At 69.8% G+C, this 14,313-nt stretch carries 14 protein-coding genes and 1 pseudogene; 10 read left to right on the forward strand and 5 right to left on the reverse strand.

The window, feature by feature from the left end:
- Positions 1-192 precede the first annotated feature (192 nt).
- Both AB0B35_RS28690 and AB0B35_RS28695 read left to right on the forward strand, forming a co-directional pair.
- Positions 193-1,524: a nodulation protein NfeD gene (locus tag AB0B35_RS28690; protein WP_361050922.1), complete on the forward strand. Its 1,332-nt coding sequence runs from the start codon at positions 193-195 to the stop codon at positions 1,522-1,524.
- On the forward strand, positions 1,517-2,335 hold the full coding sequence (locus tag AB0B35_RS28695; RefSeq protein WP_360537510.1) for a slipin family protein: 819 nt from the start codon (positions 1,517-1,519) through the stop codon (positions 2,333-2,335). The genes AB0B35_RS28690 and AB0B35_RS28695 overlap by 8 nt, the downstream gene beginning before the upstream one ends.
- Positions 2,336-2,464: 129 nt before the next feature.
- Here AB0B35_RS28695 and AB0B35_RS28700 read toward each other — a convergent pair whose 3' ends face one another.
- Complete coding sequence (locus tag AB0B35_RS28700) at positions 2,465-2,851, reverse strand: VOC family protein (RefSeq protein ID WP_361050925.1); 387 nt, start codon at positions 2,849-2,851, stop codon at positions 2,465-2,467.
- The gene (locus AB0B35_RS28705) at positions 2,848-3,609 is read right to left on the reverse strand and encodes an ArsR family transcriptional regulator (RefSeq protein WP_361050928.1); all 762 of its coding nucleotides are present in this window, start codon (positions 3,607-3,609) and stop codon (positions 2,848-2,850) included. Before AB0B35_RS28705 ends, AB0B35_RS28700 begins: the two co-directional genes overlap by 4 nt.
- 407 nt (positions 3,610-4,016) lie before the next feature.
- Between AB0B35_RS28705 and AB0B35_RS28710 the strand changes: the two genes are divergently transcribed.
- Together AB0B35_RS28710 and AB0B35_RS28715 are read left to right on the forward strand one after the other, a co-directional pair.
- A complete protein-coding gene (locus AB0B35_RS28710; protein WP_361050999.1) occupies positions 4,017-5,270 on the forward strand; it encodes an EAL domain-containing protein in 1,254 nt (417 codons plus the stop codon).
- Between the two features lie 196 nt (positions 5,271-5,466).
- Positions 5,467-5,520: pseudogene (locus tag AB0B35_RS28715) on the forward strand (hypothetical protein); the annotation flags it as partial.
- Between the two features lie 201 nt (positions 5,521-5,721).
- On the opposite strand, the gene mgtA reads toward AB0B35_RS28715, so the two are convergent.
- On the reverse strand, positions 5,722-8,430 hold the full coding sequence (gene mgtA, locus AB0B35_RS28720; protein ID WP_361050931.1) for a magnesium-translocating P-type ATPase: 2,709 nt from the start codon (positions 8,428-8,430) through the stop codon (positions 5,722-5,724).
- A gap of 636 nt (positions 8,431-9,066) precedes the next feature.
- Here mgtA and AB0B35_RS28725 point away from each other — a divergent pair.
- The 5 genes from AB0B35_RS28725 to AB0B35_RS28745 all read left to right on the forward strand — a co-directional run bounded on the left by AB0B35_RS28725 (position 9,067) and on the right by AB0B35_RS28745 (position 12,093).
- Positions 9,067-9,459: a (2Fe-2S) ferredoxin domain-containing protein gene (locus AB0B35_RS28725; protein WP_361050934.1), complete on the forward strand. Its 393-nt coding sequence runs from the start codon at positions 9,067-9,069 to the stop codon at positions 9,457-9,459.
- Between the two features lie 65 nt (positions 9,460-9,524).
- On the forward strand, positions 9,525-9,917 hold the full coding sequence (locus tag AB0B35_RS28730) for a hypothetical protein (protein ID WP_361050937.1): 393 nt from the start codon (positions 9,525-9,527) through the stop codon (positions 9,915-9,917).
- A gap of 81 nt (positions 9,918-9,998) precedes the next feature.
- Positions 9,999-11,081: a sulfite exporter TauE/SafE family protein gene (locus tag AB0B35_RS28735; protein ID WP_361050940.1), complete on the forward strand. Its 1,083-nt coding sequence runs from the start codon at positions 9,999-10,001 to the stop codon at positions 11,079-11,081.
- Positions 11,078-11,302: a cation transporter gene (locus AB0B35_RS28740; protein ID WP_361050942.1), complete on the forward strand. Its 225-nt coding sequence runs from the start codon at positions 11,078-11,080 to the stop codon at positions 11,300-11,302. Before AB0B35_RS28735 ends, AB0B35_RS28740 begins: the two co-directional genes overlap by 4 nt.
- A 155-nt stretch (positions 11,303-11,457) precedes the next feature.
- Positions 11,458-12,093: a DUF305 domain-containing protein gene (locus tag AB0B35_RS28745; RefSeq protein ID WP_361050945.1), complete on the forward strand. Its 636-nt coding sequence runs from the start codon at positions 11,458-11,460 to the stop codon at positions 12,091-12,093.
- A 251-nt stretch (positions 12,094-12,344) separates the two neighbouring features.
- Here the strand turns inward: AB0B35_RS28745 and AB0B35_RS28750 are convergent, their stop codons facing one another.
- Together AB0B35_RS28750 and AB0B35_RS28755 are read right to left on the reverse strand one after the other, a co-directional pair.
- On the reverse strand, positions 12,345-13,001 hold the full coding sequence (locus AB0B35_RS28750) for a methyltransferase domain-containing protein (RefSeq protein WP_360537600.1): 657 nt from the start codon (positions 12,999-13,001) through the stop codon (positions 12,345-12,347).
- A 129-nt stretch (positions 13,002-13,130) separates the two neighbouring features.
- Positions 13,131-13,487 carry a four-helix bundle copper-binding protein gene (locus tag AB0B35_RS28755; RefSeq protein WP_361050947.1) on the reverse strand — a complete coding sequence of 119 codons (357 nt, stop codon included), beginning with the start codon at positions 13,485-13,487 and terminating at the stop codon, positions 13,131-13,133.
- Positions 13,488-13,926: 439 nt separating this feature from the next.
- Here AB0B35_RS28755 and AB0B35_RS28760 point away from each other — a divergent pair, with 439 nt between their 5' ends.
- Positions 13,927-14,196: a metal-sensitive transcriptional regulator gene (locus tag AB0B35_RS28760; RefSeq protein ID WP_144128087.1), complete on the forward strand. Its 270-nt coding sequence runs from the start codon at positions 13,927-13,929 to the stop codon at positions 14,194-14,196.
- Positions 14,197-14,313 lie beyond the last annotated feature (117 nt).

Raw genomic sequence — 14,313 nt, forward strand, 5'->3', positions numbered from 1 at the left:
CAGTTCGGAGCGGTCGCAGTAGGGATGCCTGCGACGTGCCAGCTGGCGAGCCGATCGGCGAGCAGCGGTACGGCCCGGCGGCACGACTGCCTCGAGCCCGCGGCCAGGGCCGATCGCAGAAGTGCCTGCGGCAAGCCTGCCTCATGCGTGTTGCCGGCGGTCCAACCGCAGCGCATGATCGAAGTGAGTGCCATGAAATCCATCGGGCTGCTGCTTCTAGCGCTGGCAACGCTCGCGCTGGTGTCCTTCTATCCTGCACCAACGCGGGCGGCGTCTGATGAGGTGCTGGCGGTCCGCGTGGACGGCCCGATCACCCCGGTCGCCGCCGGCTACGTCACCGACGCGGTACGCCAAGCGGAAGACCGCAACGCACCGGCCCTGCTCCTGGAACTGGACACACCAGGCGGCCTGGACACGTCGATGCGCGACATCGTGCAGGCGCTGCTCGCGGCGAAGGTCCCGGTCGTGGTGTACGTCAGTCCGCCGGGTGCCCGTGCCGCCTCGGCCGGCACGTTGATCACGTTCGCGGCGCACATCGCGGCGATGGCGCCCGGAACCACCATCGGCGCGGCCACCCCCGTCGACGCCCAGACCGGCCAGAAGGCCAGCGACAAGGTGATCAACGACGCGGCGGCGTTCGCCGAGTCGGTGGCCGCCGAGCGCGGACGCGACACCGGTTTCGCCGTCGACACCGTGCGCCAGGGGCGGGCCGTGCCCGCGACCGAAGCCCTGCGCCTCGGCGCGGTGGATCTGATCGCAGCCGACCGGCCGGCGCTGCTGAGCTCTCTCGACGGCCGCGCGGTCACCCTCGCCGACGGCAGCACGGTGACGTTGCGAACTGCCGACGCCACGGTCACCGACTACGCACCCGGATGGGCACGCCAGCTGCTCGGGGTGCTCGCCGACCCGACCCTGGCGTTCCTGTTCCTGTCGCTGGGCACCCTCGCCGTCATGTACGAGCTCGCAGCGCCAGGGCACGGGTTCAGCGGCGCGATCGGCGTGATCCTGCTGATCCTCGGGTTTTTCGCGCTCAGCGTCCTGCCGGTGTCGGTGGCCGGACTGGCGCTGCTGGCTCTGGCGGCAGGCCTGTTCGCCGCCGAGCTTTTCGCCCCCGGGATCGGCGTGTTCGCCGCCGGCGGCGCGATCGCGCTCGTGCTGGCCGGAGTGTTCCTGTTCGAGGGCACCCTGCGGGTCAATCCGGCCGTGCTCGTGCCGACCGCCCTGATCGTGGGCGCCGGCTCGATGATCGCGGGACGGCTGGCGTGGCGGGCCCGGCGCGGCCCGCCCGTGTCCGGCGCCGGCACGCTCATCGGCGCCACCGCGCCGGTGACCGCCGCGATGGACGGCGGTGCCGACGTCCACCTGCAAGGCGCCTGGTGGGCGGCCGAGTCCGCCGACGGCGCACCGCTGCGGCCCGGCCAGCAGGTGCGGGTGGTCGGCATGGACGGGCTGCGGCTCCTCGTCGAACCGGTCGACCACCGTGCCGGCCCAGACCCGGGCGAAGGAGAGGTTCCCCATGAATGAGTCGCTCATCGCCTTGATCATCGCGGTGGCGGTGGCGGTGCTGCTGTTCTTCGCCTCGGTACGCGTGTTCCCCGAGTACGAGCGCGGGGTGATCTTCCGGCTGGGCCGGGTGATCGGCGCCAAGGGCCCAGGCCTGTTCTTCATCATCCCCGTCGTGGACCGGGTGGTACGGGTATCGCTGCGCACCGTCACCATGGAGATCCCGCCGCAGGACATCATCACCCGCGACAACGTGACCGTACGGGTCAACGCGGTGACCTACTTCAACGTCATCGACCCGGTCTCGTCCGTGGTGGTGATCGAGAACTACACCAACGCCACGTTCCAGATCGCCCAGACCACGCTGCGCAGCATCCTGGGCCAGGTCGACCTGGACGAGCTGCTGACCAAGCGTGACGAGATCAACCAGCGCCTGCAGCGCATCGTCGACGAGGTCACCAGTCCGTGGGGCGTCAAGGTGACCCTTGTGGAGATCAAGGACGTCGAGCTGCCCGACACCATGCGACGCGCCATGGCCGCCCAAGCCGAAGCCGAACGTGAGCGCCGCGCAAAGGTCATCCACGCCCAGGGCGAGTACCAGTCGGCAACCGACCTGGCCCGCGCCGCGCAGCTGATGGAGGACCACCCCGCCGCGCTGCAGCTGCGGGTGCTCGGCACGATGGTCGAGGTCAGCGCCGAACGCAACTCGACGCTGATCTTCCCCGTGCCGGTCGAGCTGCTGCGCATGGTCGACGTGGTGCGCCGCAACGCCGACGGACCGGCCACCGCGACCAGCCGGGCTCCCGGTGCCATCGCCGACGAGGACGCCTGAGCCTTCAACGGCTCGACCTGAACAACGCCTGGTACATCGCCGCCGGCGGCCTGGTCCGCGTCCTGCTCACTGAGTCGCCGGCGATGAGGGCTGCCACGGCAGTCGGCTCGTGATCGGCGCGTGGGCGGGTCAGGCAGGTTGGAACAGCTCGACCGGGTTGCCGGCCGGGTCGTCGAGCACGATCTGCTGACCGCCGGGGCCGGTGACGATGTCGTTGCGGAAGCTGACCCCGGCGCCGCGCAGCCGATCGGCTTCGGCGGCGATGTCGTCGACGATGAGGTGGATGCGGTTCCAGCCGCCCGGGGCTGGAGTCCTGCCGTCGGGCATGGGACGGCCTGCCGAACTTGTCGGTCCGGACAGCAGCAGCCGCAGGTTGCCGCGCCGCACGTCGGCGAACGCCGGCGGGAACGCGGTGCCGACGGTGAAACCGAGGTGTGTGGTGTAGAAGTCGATGGCTGCCTGCACGTCGTCGACCATGTAACGGACGTGGACGGTCGCCTCGGCCGGACTGTTCATGACTCCTCCTGAAGTGGCGGGACTGCCAACGCGTGAAGCAGAAAGTCGACCCGCTCGGCCAGTTCGGCAGCCACCCGCTGAAAGGCTGGGTAGCCGTCGGGATCGCCCGCCGGATCGGGAGTACTCCAGTGTGCGGAAGGCGGACATCCGCCGAATTCCGGGCACACTTCCCGGACGCGGTCGCATAGGGTGATGACCTGGCCGAACGTCTGGTCGGCGTAGATGTCCAGGTGTTTGGACTGCGCCCCGGTGAGGTCGATGCCGTATTCGGCCATCGCCGCGACCGCATGGGGATGAACGGGTTTCGGATGGCTGCCCGCGCTGTAGGCGGACACCGTGGCACCGCCGCGATGGCGCAGGAATGCCTCGGCCATCTGGGAGCGGGAGCTGTTGCCGGTGCACAGGAACAGCACCCGCGCGCCATCGCGGTCCGCCTGCGGGGGCGCCGGCGGTGGAGTCAGCCGTAGCACGGGATGCAGCGCACCTCCGGTGGCCGCGAGCAGTTCGCTGCACCGGGCGAGGTCGAGCCGGTAGTAGGTGTCGCGGCCGTCGGCGCTGCTGCGCCGGCCGTTGATCAGGCGGGCTTTGCGCAGCTGGCCGAGGTGGTATGACACCAGGTTCTGGGGCCGGCGGACCCGCGCGGTCAGATCGCGTACGTTTCTGTCGCTGGTGGCCAGTTCGCCGATGATCTGCCAGCGCAGGGGGTGGCCCGCTGCCCGCACGAACTCCGGTACCTCGTCGAACGATTCACGCACCACTCCGCCAGGATACATCAAATCGGTTTGATGTATTTGTGGTTGCCTGCGCTGGTGTCGCCTCACATCCCCGAAGACCACGTGATGGGCGATGGCCAGCTTGCTGGGAAGGTCAGCACCGGGAACCCCAACCGCCGATGCGCTGGTATCGGTCGAGGATGATCGACGACACGCTGCGGCGCACCTCCGACGATGTCGCCACGCCATCCGAGCCGCAGGCCGCACAACCGCCACGGCGGAGGCCGGTGCTGCTACCACACGGCCGTCCGCGCTGATGGCGTTCGAAGCTGATGGGCTCACGCGCTGTCGCTATGTCGGGCCAGGGTGCTTGCCGCCGATCGAAGCCCTGCCGCGCTAAGATCAATAATCGACGACGCGAACGTCTGGGGGCCGGGATGCGAGCCGTGTCCATGGCAAGTGACGACTTCGACGCCATAGTCGCTGCCCGCGCTGTTTATCCAGTATTTCAGCCGGTTGTCTCGCTCAACGATGGGCGGCCGGTGGGATTCGAGGCACTGGCCCGCGGCCCCGACGGCAGTCGCTACCACTCTCCGACAGCGCTTTTCGCTGAGGCCGCACGTCGTGGCATGACCATCGATCTTGACTGGATCTGCGGTGTCGCCGCCTGCGCCCAGGTTCTCGACCTCGGCCTGCGCCACGTTCCCCTGTTCCTGAACGTGAACCCGAGCTCGCTCGGCACCGCCTGCCCGGCCGACCTGCAACCCACCTACCGGCGTGCGCTGCGGGAACTGAACCTCGTCCTGGAGATAACCGAACGCCGGGGCGGCGACCCCGCGTCCATCCTGCACGCGGTGGCCGCGTTCCGTCAGCAGGGCCGCCGGATCGCGATCGACGACGTCGGCGTCGACCCGTTCAGCCTGAACATGATCTCAGTCCTCGCACCGGACGTGATCAAGATCGACCGGAGCATCACCCAGGGCATCGAACCATCGTGGGCACGCACATACGTCCTCAACTCCGTGAAAGTGGAAGCCCAGACGACCGGCGCCGCACTGCTGTGCGAGGGCATCGAGACCACCGAACACCTCGACGCCGCCCGCGCGATGGGCGCCACCCTCGGCCAGGGCTGGCTGTTCGGCAGACCCGGAAAACTGCCGACCACCGTCGACCTGTCCCCCGACCCGCTCCCCCTTGTCACCCCGTACCCGGAATCTGCCGCGACCCCGTTCGCAGCGATCCGCGGTCGCGCCCAGACGTTACCGATGAGCCAGCACATGCTCGTGCCCCTGTGCGCCCTCCTGGAGGACATGGCCCTGCACACCGACGCCGTACGCATCCTGTTCGCCGCAGTCTCCAAGACCACACCCTTCGACGACCGGGCCTGGAAGACCTACAACCACATAGCGCAACGCGGCGTCGGCGTGGCCGTCTTCGGCCGGGAACCGCTGGCTCCCCTCGGAGCCGACGTCCACATCGTGCCGCTGCCCGACACCGACCCACTGCTGGACGAATGCGCCCTCATCGCAGTGGGCAGCCACTTCGCCGCCGCGATGCTCGCCCGCCACGTCGAGGCCGGGCGCGCCGACGGCGAAGAGCAGCTCTACGACGCCGTGCTGACCTACGACCGCAGGATCGTCATCGAGGCGCTGCACGCCCTCATGAGTCGCGTCACCTCGCTGCCTCCCGAAGCACCCCAGCTATAGGCCGGCCCAGAACAGCGCAGGGCCTTCAGATCCCCGGCGGGGCACGGCACGTCTGCCCCGATGCGGTGGCCCGTGGCCGAACTGGGTGAGCTGGTACGCCGGGCACGACGACGACTCGTCACGAGACGGCCTGCGCGACGCACGACCACACCGACCAGATCTCCTCACCTCCGTCAGCGGCGGCGGCAAGGCGGACATGGACGGCCAGACCACGCAGGTGGCACAGGGCGAACCGGTGGCCGTGCCCGCCGGCACCAGGCACAACTTCCGCAACACCGGCGTCAACCCGCTCGCGCTCCACAATGTGTACGGCCCTCCCGAGCACGCCGTCGGCGCCGTGCAGCGACCAAGCAGGATGCCGAGTCCGCCGAGGAGTCCGACCGGGACAAGCCGTCCGCCGGCCAACGGTGCGCAGGCGGGGGGAGGGGGACCCCGGCCCCGCCCGAAGTCCCTAGCGGCCGACCTGGCTCTGCGCGGGTTTGCTCTGCGTAGCGTGCTGCGGCGTGGTGGTCTGGGTGCGGCGGTGTTCCTGTGGTTCCTTGCGGGTGCGGAACCGGGTGGCGCGGCGGCGTTGGTGGCGTTGCATGGTGGGCGTCTTGGTGACCGCGGTGGGTCCGGCGGCACGGTAGAAGAGTCGCTTGCCGACCTCGACCAGGCTCAGGTAGCAGACGACCATGCCGGCCAGTGCGGCGAAGTATCCGGCGGGCAAGGGCTGGAATCCCAGCACGGCAGCGATCGGCGTGGCGGGCAGGACGGCTCCGACGGCGACGACGCCCAGCGCGGCCAAAGTCAGCGGGAGGCTGGGGTGGCTGCGGTAGAACGGCGTCCGGCGGGTACGGATGGCGAAGATGATCAGCGTCTGGGTGGCCAGGGACTCCACGAACCAGCCGGTGTGGAACAGCGCGGGCCCGGCGTGGAACACCGACAGCATGATCGCGAAGGTGGCGAAGTCGAACACGGAACTGAACGGCCCGAAGTAGAGCATGAACCGGCGGATGAACCGGATGTCCCAGTGCGAGGGTCGGCGCAACTGCTCCTCGTCGACGTTGTCGGTCGGGATGGCCAGCTGGCTGGTGTCGTAGAGCAGGTTGTTGAGCAGGATCTGCGAGGGCAGCATCGGCAGGAACGGCAGGAACAGGGAGGCGCCGGCGGCGGAGAACATGTTGCCGAAGTTGCTGGAGGTGCCCATCAGCACGTACTTGATGGTGTTGGCGAAGATCCGCCGACCTTCGACGACGCCGTCGGCTAGGACATCGAGGTCCTTCTCCAGCAGGATCACGTCGGCGGCGTCCTTGGCGACGTCGGTGGCGGAGTCTACGGAGATCCCGACGTCGGCGGCATGCAGGGCGAGCGCGTCGTTGACGCCGTCGCCGAGGAACGCGACATCGCCGCCGGTGAGGCGCTGCACCCGTACGATGCGTGCCTTGTGTTCGGGGCTGACCCGGGCGAACACGGACGTGGTGGCGATCGCTGCCGCGAGACCGGTGTCGTCGAGGGCGTCGACGTCCGTGCCGGTCAAGGTGTGGCCGTCGGGCAGGCCGAGGTCGTGGCAGACCTTGGCGGCCACGGTGGGGTTGTCGCCGGTGACCACTTTGACGGTGATGCCGAGAGCGGCGAGGCGGGCCAGGGCTCGGGCGGCGTCTGGTTTGGGCGGGTCGAGGAAGACCAGCAACCCGGCATAGTGCAGGTCCTTCTCGTCGGCGGCGGTCACCACGTCGAGCCCGGCCGCGGGTTTCGCGGCCACGGCGATGACACGGTTTCCTGCGCTGAACTCGGCCGCCAGCGCCTCCTGTGCCGTCGCAGGCACGTCGGTGCAGCGTTGCAGCACGGCCTCAGGGGCGCCTTTCACGACCACGGTCTGAGTACCGTCGCGGTCCCGGACGAGGACGGAGGTCATCTGCCGGTCGTGGTCGAACGGCAGCACCGACAGCCTCTGGAAGTCCGCGATCGCGTCGTGCGCGGTGTCCGCCGCCGGGGAGCTCCAGAGCGCGGCGTCCAGGGGGTTGCCGCCGACGGTATGCCCTCCGGCCGCGGTGGTGTCGCTGGCCAGCAGCCCCCACCGCAGCGGCAGGTCCCCACCGGCGGGGTCGGCGGGCACGGCCCGCATGAAGCTGATCCGGCCGCGGGTCAGCGTGCCGGTCTTGTCGGTGAACAGCACGTCGATGTCGCCGAGGTCCTCGATGCAGACGAGGCGTTTGACCAGGACCTTGCGGGCGGCGAGTTTCCGTGATCCGGCGGCGAGGCTGGTGGAGACCACCGCGGGCAGCAGCTGCGGGGTGATGCCGACCGCTATCGCCAGCGAGAACAGCAGCGCGTCCAGTATCGGCTTGTCGAGTGCCACGTTGATGGCGAAGATCGACACGGTGAGGGCGGCGGCGACATACACCAGCAGCATGGAGAAGCGCCGCAGCCCGACCTGGAACTCGGTCTCGGTCTGGTGGCCGGACAGCCCGGCGGCGATACGCCCGAACTGGGTGCGTGCGCCGGTCGCCACCACCACGCCACGGCCGCCGCCGGCGTGCACGACGGTGCCCATCAGCGCACACCCGGACAGGTCGGCCAGGCCGGCGCCCTCGGGCGTCACACCGATGTCCTTGCCTACCGGCAGGGATTCGCCGGTCAGGATCGATTCGTCGCACTCCAGCCCGGCCACGTGCAGCAGCCGCAGGTCGGCCGGGACGACATCGCCCAGCCGCAGGTCGACCACATCGCCCGGGACCAGGCCGGTCACCTCCACCTCGACGGGCCCGCCATCGCGTATCACCAGCGTGTCGTCGCGGATCTGCGAATGCAGCGCCTCGGCGGCCTTCTCCGCCCGGTACTCGTTGACGAAGCCGAGCCCGACCGACGCCGCCACGATCACCCCGATGATCAGCGCATCGGTGCCCTGCCCGAAGAACACCGACGCCAGCGCAGCGGCCAGCAGCAACCCCAGCAGCGGCGAACGGACCTGATGCCACAGCACCACCAGCGCCCTGGCCCGATGCGTCGACACCGCGTTCGGCCCGTACTGGGCCAGCCGCTGCCTGACCTGCGCACTGGTCAGACCCTGCGCGCTGGCGTCCAACCGCCGCAGCACGTCGGCCGCAGGCAGCGCGGCGACCGCCGCCACCTCCAGCGGCGCCGACGTGCCCGGCTGCACAGCGGTGGATGCGGTCATGACCATGGCCCTGGCAGACTCAGGGCAAGAGCAATGTTCCGCCTAATAGGGCATATATCGCCCAGTGGCACGGCAGCCACGATCACGCGTCCAGCATCGCTCTGCCCGCCGCCGCCGGCCAGGGCCAAACGACCCGGGCCAGCCAAGTCTCCCTGGTCACGGGCTGCCCGAAGACGGCACACGCGACAGCGAGCCGGCGTGGCACATTTGCGTCCATGTCGCCCGGTCGAGATGCACAGTCGACTCGTGAGCACGGCGACATGCGACGCTCCGGTGACCGCCGGACCGAAGGCTGGCCAACTATTGGCTTCATCGCGCGGCACGCCAGGCGAAACGTGCTGATCGCCGCGCCGGCAGGCCCGTGCACACCGTGCTCGCGTCGCTGTGGGGCCACCGGTTCGATCATGCTTCGATGGCCGTGGTACGCGATCATGACCGGCTGATCGGTGTGGCCACGCCTTGGTCGCGCGACCAAGCGATCCCGACCGTCCAAGCGGTGCGCAGGAGGATCACCCCACAGAATGAGGCCGTGCCCACGACACCGTCACCGCACGCCCCTGACCACACAGCGCCGGTGGCGACGCCCGAGTCCGGGCGGTGCCACCGGCGCACCCCGCCCGGAAGGCCACACTCCGCATGTCCTCCCCCATCCCTGCGGCAGGCACCTGCCGGGTCGTGCTGTGCCGCGGCTGCTGCTGCGGCACGACCGACAAACATCCCGACACCGACCACCGGCAGCAGGTCGACCAGCTAAGCGCCGCTGCGGGCGTCGACCTGGCGGTCACCGGCTGCCTGGGCAACTGCGAGCGCAGCAACACGATCGTGGTGCTGCCCAGCCCTGCCGGCCGTGCCGCCGGCGGCCGGGTCACCTGGCTCGGACGCATCCTCGACGCGACGCTGACCCAGGCCGTCGTCGACTGGATCGCCGCAGGCGGGCCCGGGGTCGCCGACCCACCGGAGCGGCTGGTCCCGCATGTGCAGCCGCCTGGTCGTCGCATCGCCGCGACCGCCCCAGCCGATGCACGCTGATCCGTCTGGCGCAGCGGCAGCGGCAGCGGCAGAGCGCGGCCGGACGCACCCCGTATCCTGTGGCCATGCAGCACAGCGCGACCCGACGAGCGGCGATGCCGCTGCGTGTCGCGCTCGTCGCGCTGCTGCTGGCAGGGCTCGGGCTGTGGCAGTCGTGGCAGTGCACCGACGACATGGCCCCGCTGCTGATGCCGGCGGCGATGGCAGCCGACGCAGGCCACGACGGGCACCCGGCCGGTACCGGGCACGGTGACCAGCCCACCGACGGCGGCGGGCACAGCAGCTTGGCCGTGGCGTGCATGAGCGTGCTGGCTGCGATCGCCGCAGCGCTGCTGCTGCTGGCCCAACCGGCTCGGGTGCTGACGCCGCTGCGACGGGCCGGCCAGGCTCTGGTGCGCCCTGTCGGGCCGCTGCCCCGCGCGGCGACCCTCGCACAGTTGTGCATCCTGCGCACGTAGGAGAAACCCGCCCCCATGCATCCACTGATGTGGATGTCGTGCCGCTGGTTTCCTCCTTCTTGCGAAAGGCTTCATTCCACCGTGTCGACAAGTCTTTTCTCCGTGCTACTGCTCGGCCTGCTCGCCGGCGGCGTGTCGTGCGCCGCGGTGCAGGGCGGCCTCCTGGCCGGCCTGGTATCCCGCCAGCGCCAACCCGTCACCACCGGCCCCAGCCCTCGCCGTGCGGCTGCGGTCGCGCAAGCCGGCGTCGGTGACGACCTCGCCCCCGTCGGCGGGTTCCTGGTCGGCAAACTCGCCTCCCACGCCCTGCTGGGCGCCCTGCTCGGCGCCCTCGGCACGGCGGTGCAGCTCGGCATGCACCTGCGCGCCATGGTCCAGATCGGCGCCGGGCTGCTGATCATCGCCATGGGCCTCGGCCAGGTGGGCGTCAAGGCGTTCCAGGGCCTGACCTTCACTCCCCCGGCCTCCTGGACCCGGCTGGTACGCGGCCGCGCCCGCTCGCAGTCCGCACTCGCTCCGGCCGTGCTCGGCGTGGCCAGCGTCCTGATCCCCTGCGGGGTGACGCTGTCGGTCATGGCCCTGGCCGTGGCGTCCGGGTCGCCGTGGCAGGGCGCGCTGATCATGGCCGTGTTCGTGGTGGGGACCGCGCCGCTGTTCACCGTGCTCGGCTTCGCCGCCGCCCGTGCCCGCCGTGCCGCCGGCACCTGGGCCAAGCGCCTGGCCGTCGCGACCGGCGTGCTGATCCTGGCCCTGGGCGCCTACACCCTCAACGGCGGCCTGGAACTGTCCGGCTCCCCGGTCGCGGCCAGCCAGATCGCCTACGCCCTCGCCCTGACCGGCGACGCCCCCGCGGCGGTCACCGGACCCCGGGTCAGTGTCGAGGCCGGCCACCAGACGGTGATCGTCAGCGCGGTCACCGGCGCCTACACCCCGGCCAATCTTGAAGTGGCTGCCGGGCTGCCCACGACGCTGATCGTGCGCTCGGACAAGGCGCAGGGCTGCGTGCGGTCGTTCGTCATTCCCAGCCTCAACGTCGAGAAGATCCTTCCCGTCAACGGCGACACCCGCATCGACCTCGGCGTCCTCAAGCCGGGCCCGCTGGGGTACTCCTGCGGCATGGGCATGTACACCGGCCGCCTGACCGTCACGGAGCAGACCTCATGAGCACCACCTACGTCTTCACCGTCAGCGGGATGCACTGCGCCAGCTGCGGGCTGCTCATCGACGAGACCCTCGAAGACGAGGTCCCCGGCGTGCAGCGGGCCGAGACCAGCGTCCGCAAAGGCCGCACCGTCGTGACCGCCGACGACGGCCTCGACCCGGCCGTCATCGCCGCAGCGATCACCGCCGCCGGATACCAGGCCGTCCACGCGCTACAGACCTGACCGGCCACGCGCCGCACGGTGCCGGTACCACCAACCGGCACCGTGCGGCTGCCCGCCCGGTCACCACCGGCGCCGCACCAGTTGACGCATATCCCCACCTATGAGCCCTTTTCGGACTTAGGGTTGTCGAGGCGACTCGTCCCTGGGAGGCAGACATGCGTCACGCCGTTCGCACCGTGGCGCTCACCGCAGCGCTGATCACCGCGAGCACCGTGGTCGGCTGCGCCGGCACGCAGACCACGCAGAGCGCACCGGTGCCTGCGGTGGCGCAGCCGAGCCCGACACAGCAGTTCAACGACACCGACGTGCAGTTCCTCCAGCAGATGATCCCGCACCATCAGCAGGCGCTGATGATGGCCCAGATGGCCGCCCAGAAGGCCGCCGACGCCGACGTCAAGCAGCTCGCCGTCGAGATCGAGCAGGAGCAGAAGCCCGAGATCGAGCAGATGAGCGCCTGGTTGCAGCAGTGGGGCAAGCCCGTGCCGTCGATGGGGCCCGGCATGGCACTGCCGTCGATGTCGCCGCCGATGGGCCGCGGCATGATGCCGTCGATGGGACCGATGCCCGACATGGGCCAGATGCAGAACATGACCGGCGAGCAGTTCGACCAGATGTTCCTGCAGATGATGATCGCCCACCACGAGGACGCGGTCGCGATGGCCAAGGCCGAGATCGCCGGTGGCGCCAACCCGGCCGTCAAGCAGCTCGCCGCAAAGATCCAAGCCAGCCAGACCGCTCAGATCCAGCAGATGCGCCAGATGCTGGGAGCGACACCCAGCCCCACCAGCTGACGAGACCGAAGGTGGCTGCTCGGACCTGGTCCAGGCAGATGGATCCGCCCTTTCGCGTACCAGACCCCGCGGTCTGACCGAGCCATCCTCGGGCACCGTACGCCCAACTGCTTGCCCGTCTCGCGTCGCGTCACCCGCACCGCATGTGAAATCCACGGCGGCCTCGCTCAGAGCCAGCTTCCGTCAGATCCCGCCGGCGCCCAACTCAGCGACACTGATGCCTCAACTGCGCGAACAAAGCCAAACGTCAGTCATCGACCGCTGTCGGCGCGCGGTCGAGCCCTGCCGAGGATGTGGGCAAAGCGGGGGATGCCTGGGGCAGGGCTGAACCCGAACCGCTCGCAGGTGTCGATCGTGAACCCGTTGACGCTGATCACGGTTTCGGTGTCGTGGTTGGGTCGGCAGCCGCCGGCCAGCCGCGACCACAGCGGCGCGATCCTGTCCTGCAGCCAGGCCAGCGCCGGTTCGTCGGAGCGGACGTGCTCGTAGAAGCGCAGCTGACCGCCGGGGCGCAGCACACGGCGGATCTCCGCCAGCGCGTGCCCGGGGTCGGGCACGGTGCACAAGACGAGCGAGGTCACGGCCGCGTCGAAGACCGCGTCGGCGGCGGGCAGGGCATCGGCGTGCCCGGCGACGACGTCCACCACTACAGGCGCGTGGCGTGCCGCCCGCTGTGCATGTTCGCGTAGCGTGTCGTCGGGTTCGACAGCCAGAACACCGGTCACGCCGGCCGGGTAGTGCGCGAAGTTGAGTCCGTTGCCGGCCCCTACCTCGATCACGGATCCGGTGAGTCCGGCCAGCAGCCGGGTACGGTGCGCGGCGGCGCCGTGGGCTTCGGCCAGGGTGCTGATGCGTGTGTAGAACCGCGCGAATCTCGGGTGCTGCAGGTTCGGCAAGTTCTCGGTCACCGGCGATTCAGTCCTGTCGCTGCGCGCCGGCCGCTGCTGCGTCGGGGCGTGCTGTGGCCGTCGGCGGGGCGAGCCCGTCGCGAGCCGTGGCCCCGCAGCGACCACTGGCCGTGAGGCAGGCTGGCAGGCTCACGCCAGCGCGCCTGCCATCTGCCGGCACGACTGCGCGCATTCGCAGCATGCCTTTGCGCATTTGGCCATCTGCTCATCACCGCTGAAGCGCTCGCAGTCGATCGCGCACCGTTCGCACACGTCGGCGCAGACCGCGCAGACCGCCGGGTGGAACTCGCTGCCCCGCACCATGAAATCGGCCGCTGTGCGGCAGATGTCGGCGCAGTCAGTGAGCAGCTGGATATGCGCGGCCTCGACGTGCTTACCGCCCGCCTGCAGGCAGTGGGTGATCGTTTCTTCGCAGATGCGGTGGCATTCCAGCGCGTGGGTGACGCCCTGTTGCATGATCGTGGCGTGGCTCTGCTTGCGAGGCATGATCGGCTCCCTCCGCCTCGACGAAACCCCAGCTCACGATATGAGAGCGGTCCTATGGCGGGAGGGCTGTTGGCGGATTTGGGGGGCACGCCTTGGCACACGACGCGGCGGCTAGCGAGTTCGGTGGTCTCGTGCTGATGCCGGCGTGGTAGCGGCCGAGCGCCCACCAGATCAACGGCACGCCCACCAAGGCCGGCGCGAGCCAGTAGTCCAGCTGGGGCAGCCGGTCCCATAGCGGAAGCTGGTTGCCGTTGTCGACGTAGAAACCCGGTCGGCAGAGCGATGTAGGAACCGCCCGTGCCGTGGTGCGGCCACGTCGGGCGACTCACGTCATGAAGCGGCACAGCGTCGCATCGTTGACAACCAGCGCCTGTCCCAGCTGTGAGCGTGGTAGCGCTCTAGGTTTGCCGCGCTATACCCACGGGGGTATGTTTGGGCTATGCAGCTCAACGAAGCACTCGCTGGCGATGCCCTCAACAGGCTCAAGCGCGCCCAGGGCCAGCTGGCCAGCGTGATCTCGATGATTGAGGACGGCGATGAGTGCGAGAAGGTGCTCACCCAGCTCGCCGCCGTGTCCAAGGCCCTGGACCGGGCCGGGTTCAAGCTGGTCGCGTCCGGCCTTCGGCACTGCCAGCGCGCCCGTGAGCGCGGCGAGCAGCCGCCGATGAACGAGGATGAGCTCGAGAAGCTGTTCCTGGCCCTCGCCTGATCCTTCAGCCGACACCGGCCCCGGTGTCGGCTTCTTCCGGCTCGGAAGATACCCCCGGGGGTATTTTGCCTGCCGAAGTGTCAAAGAAATATACCCCCGGGGGTATAGAGAAGGAGT

The sequence above is a fragment of the Catellatospora sp. NPDC049133 genome (assembly GCF_040648455.1).
Lineage (GTDB): Bacteria > Actinomycetota > Actinomycetes > Mycobacteriales > Micromonosporaceae > Catellatospora > Catellatospora aurea.